Source organism: Aquimarina discodermiae, from assembly GCF_040786235.1.
GTDB lineage: Bacteria > Bacteroidota > Bacteroidia > Flavobacteriales > Flavobacteriaceae > Aquimarina.
Genome location: NZ_JBFMKP010000030.1, coordinates 31,335 through 52,786 on the forward strand (window position 1 = coordinate 31,335; position 21,452 = coordinate 52,786).

The 21,452-nt window shown below is 32.3% G+C and carries 16 protein-coding genes; 9 read left to right on the plus strand and 7 right to left on the minus strand.

Translation table 11 applies throughout. From position 1 onward, the window contains the following. Positions 1-139 precede the first annotated feature (139 nt). From ABW636_RS18070 to ABW636_RS18090, 5 genes are all read right to left on the minus strand, one after another. Positions 140-1,969 carry a M1 family metallopeptidase gene (locus ABW636_RS18070; RefSeq protein ID WP_367591474.1) on the minus strand — a complete coding sequence of 610 codons (1,830 nt, stop codon included), beginning with the start codon at positions 1,967-1,969 and terminating at the stop codon, positions 140-142. A gap of 11 nt (positions 1,970-1,980) precedes the next feature. Continuing rightward, positions 1,981-3,657: a S8 family peptidase gene (locus ABW636_RS18075; protein WP_367591475.1), complete on the minus strand. Its 1,677-nt coding sequence runs from the start codon at positions 3,655-3,657 to the stop codon at positions 1,981-1,983. A 13-nt stretch (positions 3,658-3,670) separates the two neighbouring features. Beyond that, entirely contained in the window at positions 3,671-4,531 is an 861-nt protein-coding gene (locus ABW636_RS18080; RefSeq protein ID WP_367591476.1) for an MBL fold metallo-hydrolase, read from the minus strand. A gap of 156 nt (positions 4,532-4,687) precedes the next feature. Continuing rightward, the gene (locus ABW636_RS18085) at positions 4,688-6,952 is read right to left on the minus strand and encodes a SulP family inorganic anion transporter (RefSeq protein WP_367591477.1); all 2,265 of its coding nucleotides are present in this window, start codon (positions 6,950-6,952) and stop codon (positions 4,688-4,690) included. Between the two features lie 92 nt (positions 6,953-7,044). Beyond that, on the minus strand, positions 7,045-7,902 hold the full coding sequence (locus ABW636_RS18090; RefSeq protein WP_367591478.1) for a universal stress protein: 858 nt from the start codon (positions 7,900-7,902) through the stop codon (positions 7,045-7,047). 251 nt (positions 7,903-8,153) lie between these two features. Between ABW636_RS18090 and ABW636_RS18095 the strand changes: the two genes are divergently transcribed. Both ABW636_RS18095 and ABW636_RS18100 read left to right on the plus strand, forming a co-directional pair. Continuing rightward, positions 8,154-8,564, plus strand: coding sequence for a hypothetical protein (locus ABW636_RS18095; protein ID WP_367591479.1), 411 nt, complete (start codon positions 8,154-8,156; stop codon positions 8,562-8,564). A 179-nt stretch (positions 8,565-8,743) separates the two neighbouring features. Further along, positions 8,744-9,004: a hypothetical protein gene (locus tag ABW636_RS18100; protein WP_367591480.1), complete on the plus strand. Its 261-nt coding sequence runs from the start codon at positions 8,744-8,746 to the stop codon at positions 9,002-9,004. Between the two features lie 79 nt (positions 9,005-9,083). Here the strand turns inward: ABW636_RS18100 and ABW636_RS18105 are convergent, their stop codons facing one another. Further along, on the minus strand, positions 9,084-10,130 hold the full coding sequence (locus ABW636_RS18105) for an endonuclease/exonuclease/phosphatase family protein (RefSeq protein ID WP_367591481.1): 1,047 nt from the start codon (positions 10,128-10,130) through the stop codon (positions 9,084-9,086). Positions 10,131-10,265: 135 nt separating this feature from the next. On the opposite strand from ABW636_RS18105, the gene ABW636_RS18110 reads away from it, so the two are divergent. The 5 genes from ABW636_RS18110 (at position 10,266) to ABW636_RS18130 (ending at position 16,728) form a co-directional block, all read left to right on the plus strand. Then, positions 10,266-13,145: a TonB-dependent receptor gene (locus tag ABW636_RS18110; protein ID WP_367591482.1), complete on the plus strand. Its 2,880-nt coding sequence runs from the start codon at positions 10,266-10,268 to the stop codon at positions 13,143-13,145. 35 nt (positions 13,146-13,180) lie between these two features. Continuing rightward, entirely contained in the window at positions 13,181-14,575 is a 1,395-nt protein-coding gene (locus ABW636_RS18115) for a DUF5689 domain-containing protein (protein ID WP_367591483.1), read from the plus strand. A 76-nt stretch (positions 14,576-14,651) separates the two neighbouring features. Then, a complete protein-coding gene (locus tag ABW636_RS18120) occupies positions 14,652-15,221 on the plus strand; it encodes a transposase (protein ID WP_367591484.1) in 570 nt (189 codons plus the stop codon). Positions 15,222-15,375: 154 nt separating this feature from the next. Next, complete coding sequence (locus ABW636_RS18125; RefSeq protein WP_367591485.1) at positions 15,376-16,140, plus strand: enoyl-CoA hydratase/isomerase family protein; 765 nt, start codon at positions 15,376-15,378, stop codon at positions 16,138-16,140. Between the two features lie 138 nt (positions 16,141-16,278). Further along, positions 16,279-16,728, plus strand: a complete 450-nt coding sequence (locus tag ABW636_RS18130; RefSeq protein ID WP_367591486.1) for a 6-pyruvoyl trahydropterin synthase family protein — start codon at positions 16,279-16,281, stop codon at positions 16,726-16,728. 297 nt (positions 16,729-17,025) lie between these two features. On the opposite strand, the gene ABW636_RS18135 is transcribed toward ABW636_RS18130, so the two are convergent. Then, positions 17,026-17,211: a hypothetical protein gene (locus ABW636_RS18135; protein ID WP_367591487.1), complete on the minus strand. Its 186-nt coding sequence runs from the start codon at positions 17,209-17,211 to the stop codon at positions 17,026-17,028. A 143-nt stretch (positions 17,212-17,354) separates the two neighbouring features. Between ABW636_RS18135 and ABW636_RS18140 the strand changes: the two genes are divergently transcribed. Together ABW636_RS18140 and ABW636_RS18145 are read left to right on the plus strand one after the other, a co-directional pair. Continuing rightward, entirely contained in the window at positions 17,355-20,234 is a 2,880-nt protein-coding gene (locus tag ABW636_RS18140; RefSeq protein ID WP_367591488.1) for a ligand-binding sensor domain-containing protein, read from the plus strand. A gap of 106 nt (positions 20,235-20,340) precedes the next feature. Further along, positions 20,341-20,949, plus strand: coding sequence for a response regulator (locus tag ABW636_RS18145; protein ID WP_367591489.1), 609 nt, complete (start codon positions 20,341-20,343; stop codon positions 20,947-20,949). Positions 20,950-21,452 lie beyond the last annotated feature (503 nt).

Below are 21,452 nucleotides of genomic sequence, written 5' to 3' on the forward strand. Positions count from 1 at the left end.
CTTTGTAGTGAAGTTTGTGACATAAACAGGTAGTAAAAGTAGTAATAAGTAATAAATAACAGAATTATATAAGCTAAAGATCAAAAAAAACGGGTTTTAATCCAAATTAAAACCCGTTTGCACTACTTTATGTTATAAACTAATCTGTATAAAAATCATTACTTGGGTTTATGTCTGCCATAAATTTAGTAATGTCTATTTTAATTGATTTTATTTCAGATTTTGGTTTAGAAATTTTAAACATATATGTTGGATTGGTCCATGACCAATCGGCCAAAACTGTTCTTTTCATGGACGGTATGGGATTTTCTTTTTGACCTCTCATCATACGTAGAGGAACATAAAAAGATTCTACTGTACTATCTTTATATTCTACATAAACATCTATAGGCATAGGGATTAGTCCAATACGCTCTAAAGTGATTTGAGTAGCACTATTTTCTTCTTCTACCGTTTTAATAGCATAATCTATAGTGTTTGTAGTTTGCGTCCAGTCTATAAGATACCAGTCCAATTGTATACCAGATACTTTTTCTGCAACTCTTTTAAAATCGTTGGGAGTTGGGTGTTTAAATTTCCAATCATTAAAGTATCTTTTAATAGTCTTGGCTAAGTTTTCTTCTCCAATGATGTATCCTAACTGAGAAAGAAAAACAGCTCCTTTAGAGTATGCAGAAGCGCCATAAGCTGTATTGTGTGCATATCTATCTGCTTGTGTTGTTTGCGGCTGTTCTATTCCAGAAATTGCTAATTGATAATAGGCTTTATATACACCTCGTAAAGAATTAGGGTTGTTTTGTTTCATTACTTCATTCATGGCAAGGGTAGAAATATAAGTGGTAAACCCTTCATCCATCCATTCGTGTTTTGTTTCATTTGTTGCAAGAATGTGCTGAAACCATGAATGTGCCATTTCATGCGCTGTAACACCTACCAAACTATTAAAATTTCTTTCTCCTGTAATTAAAGTACACATTGCATACTCCATACCACCATCTCCACCTTGTAAAATAGAATATTGATCATAAGGATATTTTCCTATCTTTTCGCTAAAATAGTTCATTAACTCTACCGCTTTGGGCTGTAGATCTTTCCAGTTATCTATGATATCCACTTTATTTTTATACAAAAAATGAAGTGTTGGTCCGTTTGGAACATTTACTACATCATGTATATACTCTGGATCGGCAGACCAGGCAAAATCGTGCACATTAGGAGCAACAAAATGCCAGGAAAGTTTTTTTCCTTTCTTTTTTACCTTAGTACCCGGCTTTTCGTAACCATACCCTATTTCTTGGGGGTTTTTAAGATATCCTGTACCACCTATGATATAACTACTATCCAGTGTTAGCGTGACATCGAAATTTCCCCATACTCCATGAAATTCTCTACTAATGTATGGATTAGTATGCCATCCTTCAAAATCATATTCAGCAATTTTTGGATACCATTGCGTCATAGATAAAGCAATACCTTCTTTACTATTTCTACCTGATCTACGTATTTGCACCGGCACCTGGCCATTAAAATTCATAGAAAAGGTAGTTTTTTCACCAGGTAATAGCGGCTGGTTAAGACGAACCTCTAAGACAGTACCTTCAGTATCATACGCAACTGTTTTATCGTTTTGTGATAAAGAAGTGACATTTAGGTATCCTATTTCTTCTGGGGTAAGTTTGCTTATTCTGTTTCCTACTCTTGGATCAGGATCCGGTAAGTTTGAGGATCTTATATCCATTTCGCTACCAGGTCTAAAAGCATTAAAATACAAATGATAAAAAACTTGATACAGTGTATCCGGTGAATTATTGGTATATATTAATTCCTGAGTTCCTTCATATTGAAATTTTTCTACATCAATATCAACATCCATTTTATAATCAACATGTTGTTGCCAATAGGAAGTATTATTTTGAGCTAGTGCGCAAAAAACTCCAGAGAAGAAAACAAAAGCAATCTTTTTAAACATAACGTACTTAATTATTTAGATAGCTTATCTGCCATAATAAGAGCATTATACAGATTGGCTATTTTACCTGATTTTGATAATTCTGAGAAACTCTTAACATTGGTAGGGTCTCCTCCTACAACAACAGGTGTTTTTGTAGGCAATCCGCTATCCATAAGTATCTTTTTTACTTGCGGTGCTTTTAATTTTGGATAATAAGATCTAATCATAGCAGCAATACCAGCAACACCAGGAGTTGCCATAGATGTACCTTGTAAAAACTTATATGAGTTATTAGGTACGGTAGACCAAATTTTGACTCCGGGAGCAAATACATCTACATTGGTTTGTCCATAATTAGAGAAAACAGCAATCATATCAGTACCATATGCATAGCTTAATGCTCCGATGGTGATAAAATTATCAGATATTTCAGCACCGGTTTTAACCTGGTCGTTAGGATAGATAACATCGTTATCAAGATCTTTTTTGCTATTTCCGGCAGCATTTACAATCAACACATCTTTTGATGCGGCATATTTTATAGCATCTCTTACCCATTCTGGATGAGTACTATATGCTTTTCCAAAACTGGTGTTGATGATTTTTGCTCCGTTGTCTACAGCATAACGAATTGCTAAAGCTATATCTTTATCATATTCATCTCCATTAGGAACTGCTCTAAGTGACATAATTTTAACGTTATTTGCCACCCCATTCATTCCTTTACCATTATTTCTCTCTGCGGCAATGGTACCAGCAACATGCGTACCGTGAGTGATGTCTCCTTTTTCTGGATCTGGTCCCATAACATTGTTGTTACCATATTGGGTATCTGTAAGATCATCTACATTATCACCAACAATATTTCTAGCGTCGAACTCTAAATTTAAACTATATTTTAACTGATCAGCATAATATTTAGCACCGTCTTTTATGTTTGTAATAAACTCATTTATGGTATCTCCAGAACCTATAAGTTCGAACGTATGAGACATAAAAGCAACGTGCTGTTGCATTTCTGGAGTTGTTGCATCTACATTTAGCAGCTCTTCTTTAGTATAATTTTCTTTTCCTAGGGCTTCAGAAATGGTTTTATGAGAAGCTTCCGTTTGTTGGTAAATTTCTTCATATCTTGTTTTTTGAACAAGTTTTTCTTTATAGTCCTTCTCAAAACCAGCTTTAGCTTCTATATATTTTTGATATTCTGCTCTGTCAGATTCTGGGATAGACGCTAAAGTTTTACCTTCATACTTTGATTTGAACATTTTTACAATTCTTGTGTGTTCCAGATTTTCGTCTGAAGAGTCTCCAAGAAAGTTCCAACCATTTATATCATCAATATATCCATTATTATCGTCATCTTTTCCGTTTCCTTTGATCTCTTTAGGATTTGTCCAGATCACATTTTTAAGGTCTTCATGTTCTATATCAATACCGCTATCGATAACTCCAACAATGACAGTTTTACCTTTTCTATTTTTAATAATCTCTTCGTATGCTTTATTAATACTCATTCCGGGAATGGTATCGGAAACCAAATCTGCTTCTCCCCAGGTTTTTAGCTGATCTCTTGTAAGATCAATATTTTTTAATGGGATCGCATCTATGTTTTCTATAGGAGTAGAAACGATCGTGGGAGCACCACAACTCAATATCATCATTGAAGATGCAATTGTAGCAATCATTTTATGAGATGAGGGAATCATTTGTTTTTTTGTTTTAATTAAATATTTCATGGCAAGTAAAAACTTCTTTAAGTCGCACCCCTTTTTCGGTGTGTTTTACAGTTATTATTTCATTATGAGCATCATGTTCAAGAAACAGGTACCATCCTTGGGTGGCGGCAGTATCAAGAAACTGTTTTTTTTCATCAATTGTTAATAGGGGCCTGGTATCGTACCCCATAATATAAGGTAATGGTATATGTCCTACCGTAGGAAGCAAGTCTGCCATAAACACAATTGTTTTACCCTTATATTGTATGTGCGGAATCATTTGTTTTTCTGTATGACCATCTGCATAGAGAATATCAAAGCCCAGTTCGGTATTTTTTTGAAATGTTGCTGAGTTTTTGGATATAAAATTTAATTGCCCGCTTTCTTCTATAGGAGTAATATTTTCGCTCAAAAAAGAAGCTTTCTCTCTGGCGTTAGGTGTTGTGGCCCATTGCCAGTGCTCTTTGTTGCTCCATATTTTAGCATTTTTGAAAGCAGGTTCATATCCTGTTCTATCAGCATTATGTTGTATCACGCCACCACAATGATCAAAATGTAAATGGGTAATAAAAACATCGGTAATATCGTCATTGTGAAACCCTTTTTCTTTTAAGGATTTTTCTAATGTATCATCTCCCCAAAGTGAGTAATGACCAAAAAATTTATCTGACTGCTTATTTCCCATCCCAGAATCGATAAGAATAAGCTTGTTACCATCTTCAATAAGTAAACATCTTGCCGTAATATCGATAAGATTATTTGCATCGGCTGGATTTGTTTTATTCCACAAAACTTTAGGAACTACTCCAAACATGGCACCTCCATCAAGTTTAAAATTTCCCGCTATTATGGGATATAAGTTCATCTTTATATGTGTTTGTTTTTAAGTTTTCTTATACATTAAACGATCCTATATATTTAGGAAATCATTTGTAATATTCATGAGTTATTTTTATAAATCATGACAGTAAACTGCATATAACTATTTAAAATCTTTGCAAAATAGGAAAAATGATAAGGATCAGGATTTAATTTTTAGACTTTTTAACAATAATTCATCATAATGTATGCCAGAGACTACTTTTTCAAGTCGGGTTCCAAAATCGAGTAAGGCTTTAATTTCTTTTATACTTGCCAAACGTTCTTTTCCCATCACCAAAATCGAATGACCATTCGATTCGATATGATAGTAAGGATTGCTTTCAAAAAATAAAACTAACTCGTTAGTAAATAACCGTCGTATTTTCTCTGGATTTTCACCCAAAAGAAAGAATCTTTTAGAAAAATCGGGATGCCCTTTTATAGATATATCTTTAAATCCAGCAAATTTATATACAAACTGAATCAAGCCCTCTTTATCCAAGGTGAATTTTGGAATTTCTCTGTTTAGTTTAATGGTAAGAACAGTAGTTCGCACTAATGTTCTTGCAATAAATTCTCCTTCAGAAAATTCTACATCAGAAATCTTAAAAATTGATTCGGGATCATAAATTGAGTTATTGAGGTAGTTTATTTTCTTTATCTTAAAAAATACAAAATCATGTATTCCATTAACATTAGTATTCTTTTTTGGATCATATTTCCATGAGAAATCCTCTGATATTACATTAAGGTCTTCTTGCCTTTTGGTAAGAGTAGATTTTGCTCCTAATTTGATTTTTTTAGAGAGGGGAATTAAACTTCTTACAGCCAAAGGGTGCTCAGATGCGGTACCATGAATATCAAGCCCAGTGATTTCAAAAGACCCACCTTTTCTTTTAAAAGTTTCCTGGTACCCCAAAAGACTTTCTTGTACCGTATAATCTACAAAGTCACAAAGTGAAAAATCGATAATGGCATCTTTATCTTCTGGAATGGTATCTAATTTTTTTCTTAATCTCGTATAATTTAAAAAACTAGAAAAACCTTTCACACTTACAAAATAAGTAGTACTACTTCCTTCTTTAAACATAAGCACATTGGGCTTAAAAAGGTTTCTAACAAAGAATGAGATACTTTTATTAAGTACAAAATGAATAACCAACGCAGTAAGAATACCTATAAGAATTCCTGTAATTAGATTGGTTGTTATGGTTGCAATAATTGTAGCAAAGAAGATAAGTAACTGTTCTTTTCCGATTTTTGCTACCGCTTTTAAATTTTTGGGAGCGGCAAGTTTATACCCAGTATACACCAAAATTGCTGCTAATGCAGTAAGAGGAATTCTTTTTAACTGATCCTGAAATAAAACTACGAAAAGGATTAGAAAAACTGAATGAAAAAAGTTAGCAGATCTATTAGTTCCTCCGTTATTAACATTTACAGAACTACGTGCAATTACAGTAACGACATTGAGTCCTCCTAAAAAACCACTTACAATAGATGCAATACCCAATGCGGTAAGATCTTTATTTACATTAGCTCTTCGTTTATAAGGATCTAATTTATCAACTGCCTTGATACTTAGTAAAGATTCTATACTAGAAATAAGTGTAATAGAGAATACTACTCCAATAAATTTTAAATCTGTAAGTAAAGAAAAATCAGGAGTTGGAAAATTTGAAAATACAGAATCAGGAATCTGAACCAATAAATCTTTTTCTATAGGATAAGGTTGATTAGAAAAGAGTTCATAATAATAACTTAATCCTATTGCAATAAGAACAATCCACATAGGAGCAGGCACTAACTGAAAATACTTATTTCTTATTTTACCATAAAAAAACATAATAAATAGACTAGATACTCCAACCAGGGCAGCAACGATTATTGTACTGGATCCAGTACTAAATAAAGTGGTTATACTTTTTGGAATATCTGCTAACAAAGAAATGGTATCTCCTTTAATACCAGAATTGGCTAGCATCACATGAAATTGTTTTGCAAAAATACCTATTCCTATAGCTGCTAACATTCCTTGTATAGCAGAAGAGGGAAAAAAATCACTAAGTGTCCCCAATCGTAAAAGACCAATAATAATCATTAATACCCCTGCACATATGATTGCAGCAAGTGTAAAAATATATCCTTGATAAAGATCTCCATTTGCAAGAGTAGTTATCGCTCCTAATAATACTACCACCAATCCATTACCTGGGCCGGTTATGGTAACTTTTGATCCTCCAAAAATACTTACTATAATACCACCTACTACAGCAGCTATGATACCAGAAATTGGAGGAGCTTCAGAGGCTAAGGCCAACCCTAAACCTAGCGGTAATGCTATTAAAGACACTACAAATCCCGAAAAAATATTTTTGGGAAGTTGTGTCATAAATTGCGAAATATTGCTTTTTGAATCTTTCATGGGTTGTTAATTAATGTTTTTTTTAGATGTCACATGTAACACGTCAACTAATCATTTTGCTACATCAAAAATTTGCTTTGACTTGTTTCATTTTATCTCATAATCAAAACATCGGTTGGTAATTCTGATAAGATATACTCAAGATCGTGAGGAAAAATACGATCTAGAAATGTTGTTTTGTTGGGAGCGTTCATGATTAATAGATCTGCAGCTACCACTTTTGCATAATGACCAATCGAGTAACCTCTTTTTCCAAAAATGGATTGGGTTTTAATCAAAATATTTTCTTTTAAATCTTTAGGAACATCATTCAAAATGTGTCGAACTCTTTGATCTTCATTTTTGGCAAGTTGCTCTTTTATCAAAGTATCTTTTAATAGCGTTTCGTCATCTTGTACAACAACGTTGACTTCTTGATGTGAGATTTCTTCTACGATTGTAATTTTTTGAGCACCAATATTTTGAGCAACCTCGAATGAATCTAGAATGGTTTGCTTGGTTTTAACGTCTTTTAATCCATTTACAACAATATGATTGCAAGGTCTTAAATCTTCAGACGGTTTAATAAGTAATAGTACAGAGCAATGCGCTCTACGTGTAATTTTTCGAGCGATAGAACCTATATAAAACTTAACAAAATCTTCTCTTGGGATAGCACCTAACATGATGAGATCTGCTTTTTTTTCTTTAGCAGTTTCAATAATTACTGTAACAGGATCTCCTTGTTGCCAGATAACTTCTACTTTTTCATGATCATTAGAAAAGCCTGAAATCAATTTTTTGATCTTCTGTTCTTTTTCTTCTGTTTTCTCTCCTACATGAACGATAATCATTTTAGAATCAAAAAAATCAACCATTCTCATAGCTTCGAAAATGTTGTTTTTTAAATTAGGTGAAAAAGCTACACCGATAAGAATTGTATTAAATTTGTGACTTAGTGTTTCGTTCAAAACTGTTGTTTTCTAGACAATTTATATTTTAACTGGGGAATATAGGTTTATTTTTTGAAACGCTAAAAATACAATTTCTTTCTTGTAATCAATTTCATACCTATAAAAGTAATTTATAGTGAATAAGGACTTTGTTTATGAGGTTGATTAACCCTTTTTGTTCTTAAAGTTAGCTTGTTATACACCCAAATTACATAATCCGAGTTAATTTTCTTATTTTTGGAGCTACTTAACCCAAATTGGAATATAACATGAAGAAACTTATATATGTTGTTGCATATATCCTTGCCCTGGGTATTGTAGCATGCGGAAGCGATGATGGCGCTGAGCCTGTAGATTGCGGTCAGGCAAGAGTTGAAGTTGCAGACTTAGGAAACACCTATCGCGAAAACACTTCTACTAATAACTGTAGTGCTTATAAAACTTCTATAGAGAGTTATTTAAGTAACAGCTGCAGTCTTGATGATGATGAGAAATTGATATGGGAAAAAGAACTGGCAACATTGGGTGACTGTACTATTGCAGGAAAAATATGTTTGTTATGTACTAATAGTGATATTACAATCGTTGTATGTAGAGGAGAAAATGGGAGTACTTTTATAGACGATAAAGATATTGGTGTACCCTTTGATACTTATGTAGAGCGTTCTACTTGCGAATAAAAAACTAAAATATAAATACAAAAGGTGACTTATAAGGTCACCTTTTTTGTTTTATAACTAAAAGGAAACATCGACAAAATACACATTTACTCTTTTAAATGTAATTTAATTCTTAATTATTTGTTAATTAATTAAATAACGTTTATATTAGATTCCCCCTAATCTATTAAAACTGAATTATGAAAAAAATGATGTATTTGTCAATCTTTATTTTGGCATTAGGATTTGTTGCTTGTGGTAGTGATGATGATGATGAAGGAAGCAAAAACTGTAAAGAATGTGAAGTTCTAAGTTTTGCAACTACTTTTTGTGATAATGGTGATGGTACTATGACTACTACTGTACTAGGACAATCAGAAACCAGCACTATCGAAGAAGGAACTACTTTTGAAGAAGTTACCAATACGGCTTGTTCAAATACTATAACGATTGGACAGTAAAAGTCAAAAACCCTGTATAACCTACTTGTACAGGGTTTTTTTGCATCATATTTTTTAAAATACATGCTCAAAAAACAGGTTATTTTTCCTTAATAAGATATAAGTATACAGGAAAATGATCACTATACCCATATGTATAACTCCCATTAGCATAACTTCTAAAAGGATAACCTTTGTATTTACCATTAGGGTTCATTAAGTAGGGTACATTGTATATTCCTGTTTTATAAAATCGATAAGAAGAATATTCTGGTTGCAGTAGAGAAGCAGAGATAATCATTTGATCAAATAAATGCCATTGATCCCTCCATGCAATAGAACCAATCCCTTTTTTGGCAAGTAATGCCATGGGATTATATAACTCTTTTATTTTAACATCCTTTTTACTGTTTTTGGCAGATAATACTTTTTTTACACTAGGACTATTTGGATTATCATTAAGATCACCCATGGTAATTATTTTTGAATAAGGATCAATCGCAAATAAAGAATCGATAATTCTCTTGTTTAGTAAAGCCGCTTTTTTACGTTTGTAACTACTTTTTGCTTCACCACCTCTTCTAGAAGGCCAATGATTTACAAGTATATGAATCAAATCACCATCCAGATAACCACTTACTAACAATTGATCTCTAGTAAATATTCTTTTTGATGTGTTATTGTCGTAAAGTATAAGTTTATGTGAACTAGAGTTTTTTAGTTTGAACAATGACTTTTGATACAACAGTCCAACATCGATACCTCTTCTGTCTGGAGAGTCATAATGAACAATACCATAATCCTTGTTAATAAGAAGCTTACTCTTAGTGAGATCTTCTAATACTTTTCTATTTTCAATTTCGGCTACCCCAATAATAACAGGAGCGTTAGCAGTAATATCGGCACCAATTTCCGAAATAACACGGGCCATTCTATTTACTTTATCGGTATATTTTTCATAAGTCCAATGATCTTTTCCATCAGGAGTTCGGTCATTATCAAAAGTCATTGGATCATCTTCAGGATCAAACAAGTTTTCGAGATTGTAAAATGCAACTGTTTGGATATGATATTCCTTTTTTTGCTGCCCCAAAAGAGCAGCAGAAATTAATAGAACACAGATGATAAGAAATCGTTTTTTAACCATAAAATAATAATTTAAGAAATACATGAATTGCAAAGATTAATTTTTTCAGTATCAGAAAATGATACTCTGATGTTGTAATCTTGCTTTTTAATAATTATAGATCATTAATAATGAGATGTGTAAATAGAAGTTGTAATGAATAAGAAGCCTTGTTTTTGTAGCATTTGTTTAGGATTAATTTTCTTATGCGGTAGTTTAGTTACAAAAGCTCAACAAACTATTGTCAAAGGAATTATTACTGATGATATCACTGGAGAAAACATTTCTGAAGCTGTTGTAAAAATTAGTGAAACAGATAAAATAACTAATACTAATTCTTTTGGAGTATTTGAGTTTAATGAACCTTCGTTACCACTTGGAGAACAGGTTTTGGTAATTTCAAAGAATGGATATATTTCTAAATATTTTCCTATTGTTATTCATGAAGGAGAACATCTTGACCTAAAAAAAATAGAATTACAATATGCTATTGATCGAGAGCAATTAGGAACTACAATTTATTTATCCAACATCGAATTAGAAGAAGAAGCGTCTTATAGTAATATTCCTTTGCTTCAAGCCACTCGAGATGTTTTTTTGAATGCGGCTGCGTACGATTTTAGTGCTGCATTTTTTCGTATCAGAGGACTGGGAAATGAGAATGGAAAGATGCTAATAAATGGTATTGAGATGAACACTCTTTATAATGGTCGTCCAGAATGGGGAAGCTGGGGAGGGTTAAATGACGTACAACGAAATCAGACGTATACCAAGGGAATTTCAGAAAACGAATACATTTTTGGTGGGCTTACAGGTACATCGCATATTACTATGAGAGCTTCGCAGTATCGTAAAGGTAGTAGGATATCATATGCGATGTCTAATCGAAGCTATCAAGGAAGAATAATGACCACCTATAATTCTGGTCTTACAAAAAACAACTGGGCTTTTTCTACTTCTTTGTCAAGAAGGTATGGAAATCAAGGATATATAGAAGGAACCTTTTATGATGCAAATTCATTTTTTATAGCTGTAGAAAAAAAATGGGGAAGAAAACATGCTCTTAATCTGGTAGGGCTTTATACACCTATTCGAAGAGGAAGGTCTACCGCCATTACAGAAGAAGTTGCTAATCTTAAAGGAAATACTTACAATCCAAACTGGGGGTACCAAAATGGTAAGCCAAGAAACTCTAGAGAAAAGCTTATAGAGCAACCTTTGATAATGTGTAATTATTATTGGGATATTACTAAAAACACAAAAATACAGACCAATATTGCAGTTCAGACAGGTACAATTTCGAACAGTGGTATTGATGTAGGTGGCAAAGATATGGTGTTAGAAGCTGGCGGAGAGCAAACATTTATAGGAGGAGGAAGAAGTACAGCTATTAATCCTATACATCCTCAAAATTTACCAAGCATATTTCTAAAAGGGCCTAATCCAAGCCCTTTACAGTATCAGAATGCTTATCTGGCAACGCAACATCTTATTCAGAATGGACAATTAAATTGGGATGATTTGGTAATAACCAATCAACAAAATAGTAAACAAGGTCAAAATGCTACATATATGTTATATGATCACCAAATAGAAGGTACTCGTATTATGAGTAGTATGATTCTTAATACCCGGTTTAACGAACATATTACTTTGGATGCAGCTATTCACTATCAAAATGAAAAGAATCAGAACTTTGCCAAAGTAAAAGACTTACTAGGAGGGACTGGTTTTTTGGATATAGATGCGTTTGCTGTAAACACTACAGAAATAGCTTCTTCAGATTTTGTTACCAGGATTCAAAGCGATATTCGTAACCCGAATCGTACTGTAAAAGTAGGAGATACCTATAACTATAATTATGAGATCGATGCTTATGTTGGTAATGGTTTTTTGCAAGGGCAATTTAAATATAGAAACATGAACCTCTTTGTAAGCGCAACTGTTTCTCAGACATCCTATCAAAGAAATGGATTATTCGAAAATGGATATTTTTCTGATAACAACTCTTTTGGAAAGAGTAGCGCTACAAAGTTTTTGAATTATGGAATAAAAGCGGGAGGGACATTTGCTATAAATGGGCACCATTTTCTACGTTATCATGGTGCTTATTTTAATAAAGCTCCAACAATAAGAAACGTCTTTGTAAATCCCAGACAAAATAATTATACAGTCTCACAATTGTTATATAAAAATCAAACAAGCCCATCAACAAAATCTTTTGATATTGCTTACATATTTCGATCACCAAGAGTACAAGCAGAATTAGCTGGGTATTATACAAAAATAAGAAATGATAGTCAGGTCTCATCTTTTTTTACAGAGGCTATTACGGGTTCTAATACAGGTTATGTGCAAGAAATTCTTACCGATATCGATAAATTATATTTGGGCGGGGAGTTGGGAATATCATATCAGGTTACTCCAGAATTAAAGTTAAAAGGTGTTGCAGCTATAGGAGACTTTACATTCGATAATAACCCCAATAGTATACTCACCAGTACCAGTGAGTCGTTTATAAAAGATAGCGGGACAAAAAATTTAGGAATGTCCTTTTTAAAAGGATATCATATCGCAACCGGTCCACAAAGAGTAGCGCAATTAGGATTCGAATATCGGGATCCAAATTATTGGTGGTTTGGGATAAACACTAATTATTTTTCTAATGCATTTATAAAAATTAGTCCGTTTGCCAGAACATCCAATTTCTATAAAGATAACGATGGCTTACCATTTGTAAGCTATGATGAAGATGTTGCGAAAAGTCTTTTAAATCAAGAAGAATTAGAAGATTATTTTTTGGTAAATGCGATAGGAGGTAAGTCCTGGAGAGTAAAAAAGAATTATATAGGCTTCTTTGCTTCTGTGAATAATGTTCTTAATCAAGCATATAAAACAGGTGGTTTTGAACAAGCTAGAAATGCAAATTATCAACTGGCCTTAGAAGAATCAAAACGAGCAACACCCATATATGGATCAAAGTACTTTTTTGGTCCAGGAACCACCTATTACCTTACTGTTTATCTCAGATTATAAAATAGTATAAACAAGATACCGTAAAACTTACAACAATGAAAACTTTTAATTACACTCTATTGCTATTAATGTTACTGCTTACCATGTCCTGTACTACAGAAAATGAGTTTAGTGTTTTAGAAAAAGAAATTGAAGAACCTACCATACATGGTACATTAATTACCATAGATGCCATAAAGGGTATTTTGGGACAAGAAATAGAAAAGAATGGAGAAAATGCAAAGGTCATTTTTAAAGAAACGGATAATTATATAGAAGGGTATGTAATATCCAGTGATAAAGCAGGAAACTTTTTTAAGGAACTTATTCTTCAGGATAAACCTACAAAACCAACAGCAGGAATACGTTTATTACTAGATGAAAACCCACTATTTACATTCTACGAATTTGGCCGTAAAGTGTATGTTAAGCTAGATGGTTTATCTCTAGGGATAGAAAATGGTGTTCCTACATTGGGTATTTCAGAAGGAACTACTATAGGAGCAATTCCTTCTTTTGGCAAAGATGATATCATATTGCGCTCTACAGAAATAGCAACTATAGCACCTTTAAAAATAACGTTAGAAGACTTTACAGACCAATTATTGCTTCTTTTTATTAAAGTTGAAAACGTACAGTTTACCAAAAATCAGGTGTTAGATAATAACATATTTACATTTGCAGCAGAGTCTAATGATAAGTTTGATGGAGAACGTATACTAGAAAGTTGTGTGTCAAGAAGAACAACTGTATTAAGCACCAGTACTTTTTCTGATTTTAAGGGACTCAAATTACCCAGTCAACAAGGAAGTTTCGAAGGAATTTTAACTAAAAATTATCTAGGCAACAGGTATAATTTGGTGCTTAACAGCCCTACTGATTTAACCTTTGATAATGAAACACGATGTGATCCTATTGTACTAAAATGTCCAGAACCTTTTATAGTTACCAGAATCATTTTTGAAGAAGATTTTACAGATGCTAAAACAAAAGATTTAGAAACTGAAGGATGGATAAATGTCAATAAAACAGGAGGTAAGTTAACATACAAAACAGGTGATTTTGCAGAGAATAGATACCTTCAAATTACTGGGTATCGATCCAAAGAAAGTTTGTATGAAGTATGGTTAGTTACCCCAAATATAGATTTGAGTATGTCTGCTAACGAGATTTTGAGTTTTGATCTGCAAGCAGGATATGATAATGGTAATATTATCGAGGTTTTCATAACAGATAATTTTACCGAAGATATTACAACTACCACGTGGCATAAATTAGATGTAATTATACCCAGAGCTCCATTAAATGCATTTGGGAGTATTGTACCTATTGGACCAATAGGTATTTCTTGCTTAGGAGAAAACATTAGAATAGGTTTTAGATATATAGGGGGAGATCCCAGAGCAACCACTCGGTATCATATAGATAATATTAAGATTTTAGGAGAGTAATTAATTACGTAAACACCCCAAAGGTTTTCGAAACCTTTGGGGTGTTCTTGCAAGTTTTCTATCTAAATTAAAGTAAATGAAGTATGAAGTTTTAACATCTGGTAGATATTATCATATCTATAATCAAGGGAATAATAAAGAGAACATTTTTATCGAAGAGAAGAATTACTATTATTTTCTTAGGTTAGTAAAAAAACACATTGTTCCTATAACAGAAATATATGCTTATTGTCTACTACCTAATCATTTTCACTTATTGATTATGACTTCTCATGTTGTCGAAAAGAAAGCATTATCACAAGGATTTTCTAATTTGTTTAATGCTTATTCTAAGGCAATAAATAAGACTTATTCCAGATCTGGAAGTTTGTTTAAAAGGAAGTTTTCAAGAAAGGAGATAAAAGATGAAGAGTATATAAAGAATTTGGTTTTATATATACATACAAATCCTAGATATCATAAAATTACCACAGATTTTGAGACATATGTATACTCTTCTTACCGTGCATTTTTGTTAGATAAATCTACAAACATTTCAAAAGAGTATATTTTAAAACTGTTTGATGGTAAAGAAAATTTTAAGCATGCACATCGTCAAAAAGCTTATGTAATAAGGGAAATGCTAGAAGCATATGTTTTAGAATAGTAACTTGTTTTGTAAAGTGTACTAAGACCCCAAAGGTTTTCAAAACCTTTGGGGTCTAAATAACAACTGTTTGATAGGGTATAATGCGTTTAAATTTTTAAATTTCTATATGATACTAAATAAAGTAGTAATTTTACTCTAAAAGCCATATAAAATGACATCAAGACCTAACGGAAGCCTATATACCAGTATAGAAAATAATATAGCCACTATAGAATTTGGTCATCCTGCCAGCAATTCTTTTCCATCAGAACTTTTAGCTCGTTTAGCAAAAGCATTTGATCAATTATCAGAGGATGAATCGGTATATGTGATTATCTTAAAATCTGAAGGAGAGAAAGCATTTTGTGCCGGTGCTTCTTTTGATGAGTTAATTGCGATAACTACTCCCGAAGAAGGAAAGCATTTCTTTTTGGGCTTTGCCAATGTAATTAATGCTATGCGTACTTGTAAAAAACCTATTATTGGCAGAATACATGGCAAAACTGTTGGGGGCGGTGTAGGATTAGCTGCAGCATGTGATTATTGTTTAGCGACCGAAGCGGCTTCTATAAAATTAAGCGAACTTACTATTGGGATTGGCCCATTTGTTATCGAACCTGCCGTAACCAGAAAAATTGGTTTGGCAGCTTTTGAAGTGCTTGCTTGGGATGCTTCACAATGGAAAAATGCGTATTGGGCAAAAGAACAAGGATTATATGTTCGTATTTTTGAAACCATTGCAGAGTTGAATAAAGAAGTACAACTTTTTGCAGAAAAGCTAAGAGGATATAATCCACAAGCGGTACAACAAATGAAAAAAGTAAACTGGCAAAACACATCGCATTGGGAAGAATTATTGCCAAAAAGAGCTATCATATCAGGAGAATTAGTACTTTCAGAGTTTACAAAAACCGCATTGAATACATTAAAAAAATAAAAATGGATATATTAAACTTTTTAGGAGGAAATGGATTATTTCTTATTTTAGGAATCATACTGGTAGTGGTTTATTTTATAAATAAGAAAAAGAAACGTTAATCTTCCGTAACTTTGCAAAAAATTTAGATAGCAGACGATGAGTAAAATTCGTATCACCAAGCAATTTTCTTTTGAAACAGGGCATGCATTATATGGGTATGATGGCAAATGTAAAAATATACATGGGCATAGTTATAAATTAAGTGTAACCGTAATAGGCACACCAATTACAGATGCCTCTAATGTAAAATTTGGAATGGTAATCGATTTTGGTGATCTTAAAAAAATCGTAAAAGAAGATATCGAGGATGTTTTTGATCATGCAACCGTATTTAATAAAAATACCCCTCACTTAGAATTGGCAAAAGACTTACAACAAAGAGGACACAATGTTATTTTGGTAGACTATCAACCTACCAGCGAGAATATGGTGATTGATTTTGCAAATAAAATTAAAGCTAGATTACCAAAAAATATAGAACTACATTCACTTAAATTGAAAGAAACGGAAACATCGTATGCCGAGTGGTATGCTATTGATAATTAGAAACATACTTTTAAGTGTTTATATGTAACAAATATCAAAACGATCATGATCTTTATGAATTATGACCGTTTTTTGGTTTAACCAGAATTATGAATTAGAACTTCGTTATGAAGGTTTCAACTACAATAAAAACAGGTGTTTTCTTAATTTCAGCATAGCAGTTTATCCTGAGCAATGCCGAAGGGCTATGGTTACAATAAAAATAGAGTAAAGCGTCAGTTTTTGAAGCAATTGGAAGCTGTAATAGATTTTCTAATGCGTAATCCTGGTTTAAATGAAGTGTTGTATGATAATGAATTAGCAGTCATAAGGAACGCAAATCAAATATCTTGCATCTTGATCAGGTCTTTGACACACCAAATTTGGGCCACAAGAATCACCTTCTCTAAGTCTATGACAGTCAGGTGATGCACCACCACCATTAATTTGTTGTTGTGCTTTTTTGCTTAAGGTTTTTCCTAAATTTAAAATTTGTTTTTTCATTTTGTATACTCTTTATTTAAGTTAGAATTAAAATGCTAAAATTACTGTATAAGCTATTTAAATTTCCCACCCATAAAGGGTAGTTTTTTCAGAATTCTAATACCTATTTTTGCACTCATTTAATTTAGTCGTTATACAACACTATGACCATAAAAAAACATATTGGGTGGTATCTGGTTTTTATGCTACTATTTTCAAATCACTTATGTGCTCAGATCCAGTTTACTGAATATAAAACAGAAGATGGATTACCTCATGATTTTACATTTCAGATGTATCAGGATAAGGACGGTTATTTATGGATAGGTACAGATGATGGTTTGGCAAAATATAACGGCAAGGAGTTTGAAGTTTTTAATTTAAGCGATGGTTTTAGGACCAATTATATTGTCGATGTCAAAAAGTATAATAAGGATACTATGGCGCTTGCTGTATATAAAGGAGGGCTTCATTTTATGGTAAATGATTCTGTTTTTAAACCAGATATAAAAGATGATGAGATTTCTAGAATTGATAACCTTGCTATACTTGGCAACGATATTTTTACCGTTGGAAATGATGGGATATATCTATATTATGAAAGAAAAAATGATCTGGAATTTAAAAGAGAAATATTGGCGCTGTCTAAAGATACATATGGCGATGTAAAATTTGACAACCAAGGATTTGGTAAGGATATATATAGTAGAGGTAAAATTGTAGACAGTACGTATTATTTTTTTAAAGGGCCTTTTGTATGTCCTCACCCAAGATGCTTAAAAGGAATTTATAAATATGTGTCGAAAGAAGAAACAGTCTTGGTTTTTCCTTTTTTAAAGGAAAAATATATAAGCCTATTCGAAAGGTATGATGAGCATACGTATTTCGCAACAGAAAAAGATCACTTTTTTATCTTTAATAAGGATAGTATTATTAGAGAAATCAAACATGATTTTAATGGTGGGACTATTAATAAGTATAAAAGAACGTCATCTTTTGAAATTTTTTCGGTAAGCGAACGCAAGACAGGAAATGATTTGATTTATATCTATGATAAAAACAACGATAATTGGCAGCTATTTTCTGATCAAATAGATGCTTCGTTTTTAGTTAGCGGTATTCTTGTGGATAAAGATGAAAACATATGGATCACCACAAATGCCAGTGGTTTGTATAAAATAATGAATACCACAAATATTGTTAAAGAAACTCTCCTTAAAGAAGATTCTATCATCGATATTGCTATCGGCCAGGAAGACGAAGTTTTTTTTCTAAAATATAAAAGTATATATGGATACAATTTTAAAACAAAAAACTTATCCCCGGTGGTATTTGACTATCATGTTACGAGGTTTATGCAAAATGAACTCTGTACCAATGTAATACCTTTACAATTTGTAGGAGATGAAGAAAAGAAACAAGTAATTGATTATGATTTTGTTAAATCGATTTTGTTTCAAAGGCAAAAAGGGAAATATACATTTTCTTATGTAGGTGCATTTTTAAGTAAAACAGATCTGCAAACTGATGAGGTCGTAAGTATTTTTGTGAACAATAGAGATAATATTGTTATTAATGACATCGCATTTTTTAAAGATGAGGTATGGGTTGCTACAAACAACGGAATCTATATCTATGATTTTGATTCTTTAGCGTGCCTTAGACACTTAAAAACTAATGAAGGATTAAAAAAATTATATATTAAAAAATTAGCAAGTTTTTCTGATAAAGGAGTTTGGTGTGCAACCTCTGATGGAGTTTCTTTGATCAAAGCAAATAATGAAATCGTTCATTATGGCGAGAAAGAAGGCTTAGCTTCTACCAGGATTAACAATATCTTTTTAGACCATAGAGATGTTTTGTGGGTTGCTACTCAAAAAGGATTTTCAATTTTAAAAGACGAAATGTTTTATAATTTTGGAAATAAGCAAGGCTTCATATCCTCTTACGCATCAACTGTGATTGAAGATCGTAATCATCAAATTTGGGTGGCAGGTAATAAAGGAGTAGCCAGAATCGATAATACAAAACCATTTTCGCCTATAACGCCACCACGATTAATTGCAAAGCAAGAAAAAAGTAATTTTAATTTAGACATCATAGATTATTCAGAAATTCCTGTACTAACAGAATATCGATCCAATACCACTAATGCTTGGGTACCTATAGAATCAAATATTATCAATACCCAAAATTATGCCCCCGGGAAACATTATTTGCAATTTAGAGCCAGAAATTTGAATAGTAACTGGAAGTATTCTAAAGAACATTATTTTACAATACCACAAGTGTGGTATAGGAATATTTGGGTTATTATTTCGACATCTTTATTAGTAGTTACAATAATTACCATTTTGGTGTATTCGCAATTATTAAAAGTATCCCGACGCAATGTATTATTAAGAGATACAATTGCTCAATCAACCAAATTAGAAAAAGAATTAAGTACGGTTAGAGAAAACGTGGCACAAGATTTTCATGATGAGCTAGGAAATAAATTAGCAGGTATTTCTGTGCTTTCAGAATTGATTATGAAAGACAAAGAGATACAAAACTCTAAGTCTATAGAAATGGTGTCTCAAGTAAGAAAAGATGCAAAAGATTTATATTTTGGGATTAAAGATTTTGTGTGGTCCATAGACTCTAAAAGTGATAATCTAAACGAACTTTTGTTTTACTTAACCGATTTTGGCGAAGAATTATTTCAGAATAAAGGAATCACTTTTAAAATAGAAAAAAATCAAATCGAGAAAGACATAAAACTACCATACTACTGGAGTAGACAGTTGTTACTAATGTTTAAAGAGATTATGACAAATAGCCTTAAACATGCTGATGCTACACAAGTAACATTGAGTTTTTATAAAATTGAAAATACCTTAAAAATTACATTTACAGATAACGGAAAGGGGTTTGATATAAATAATCTAAAAAGAAAGAATGGTTTAAATAATATTCATAAAAGAGCGCATAGAATAGGAGGAAAGCTTACCATAAAATCGATCCCAGGAACCAGTATAGAGTTTTTGGGTGATTTAGGATAAAACTACCTTTTTATGGTGGGAGAAATGTTAAAAGTAATTGTGATATTTGAAGTTATGAAAAACCGTGTACTATTTTCGGAATTAAAATAGTTTGAAAACGAGTAAAATGAAACGAGTAATTCTTATCGAAGATTATGATATTGTACTACAATCTTATAAAAAGATTATAGATAACTCAGAGGGTTTTAAAGTAGTTGGAGCCTATCATAACTGTGAAGATGCGTTGATTAATATAAAGAAACTAGCCCCTGATTATGTAATGATTGATATTACATTGCCAGGCATGAATGGCATTGAGGGAATTCGACATATAAAATCAAAACTCCCCAAAGTGTCTATCATTGTAGTTACCGTACATGAAAATTCTAAATATGTTTTTGAAGCTTTATGTGCTGGGGCAGTTGGCTATTTAACAAAGAGTACCGGAACAGATAAATTATTGCAAGCTTTGAATCAGGCCGAAGATGGGGGAGCACCAATGAGTATAAATATTGCACGTATGGTGGTAGAGTCATTTCAGGAAAAAAAGTTTGAAGAATTAACAGAAAGAGAAAATCGTGTATTGACGTTATTATCAGATGGGAAAAGCTATGCCAATATAGGAGAGGATCTAAATGTAAGTTTAAATACTATAAAATACCATGTTCGTAATATTTATGAAAAACTACACGTAAAAAATAAATCAGAAGCAATTCGACTGTTTAAAAGTAAATAATACTTCTTTTTAATACACATTGTGGAGTTTAATTCTCCGAGGCTTGCCTCGAAATGTAAAAACTGTTTTTCCGCTGGATGCCTCGTGAGCTTGCTCTGTGGTAGTTGACTAAGAAATCTTGTTAAACGAGTAAATGATAAGAGTAACAAAAGGGCGCCTAATTTTTTAGACACCCTAGTTTTATTTATGCTAATCTTTTTAAATTAAAACCCCAAAATCAGCATAGTATCGACTTCATTTTATTTGATTGTTACGTATATGTCTAATAGTTTTAATGGTTAATGAATAATTATATCGATATTAGCTTTTAAAGCCCACTTGTTTAAGGGCTGCCCTCTTTTTGGTTAACCGTGTTTGATAAGTGATCAGTTTACAAACACAAGGCAAATGTATAAACAGATCAGACACATTTTCCCACCCAAAAAGGGTAGTTTCCTCTTTTTTTGTGATCAACAATAGTTTCTCATATTTTGCTAAAACAAAACAAGTATATTTGTTCTGGA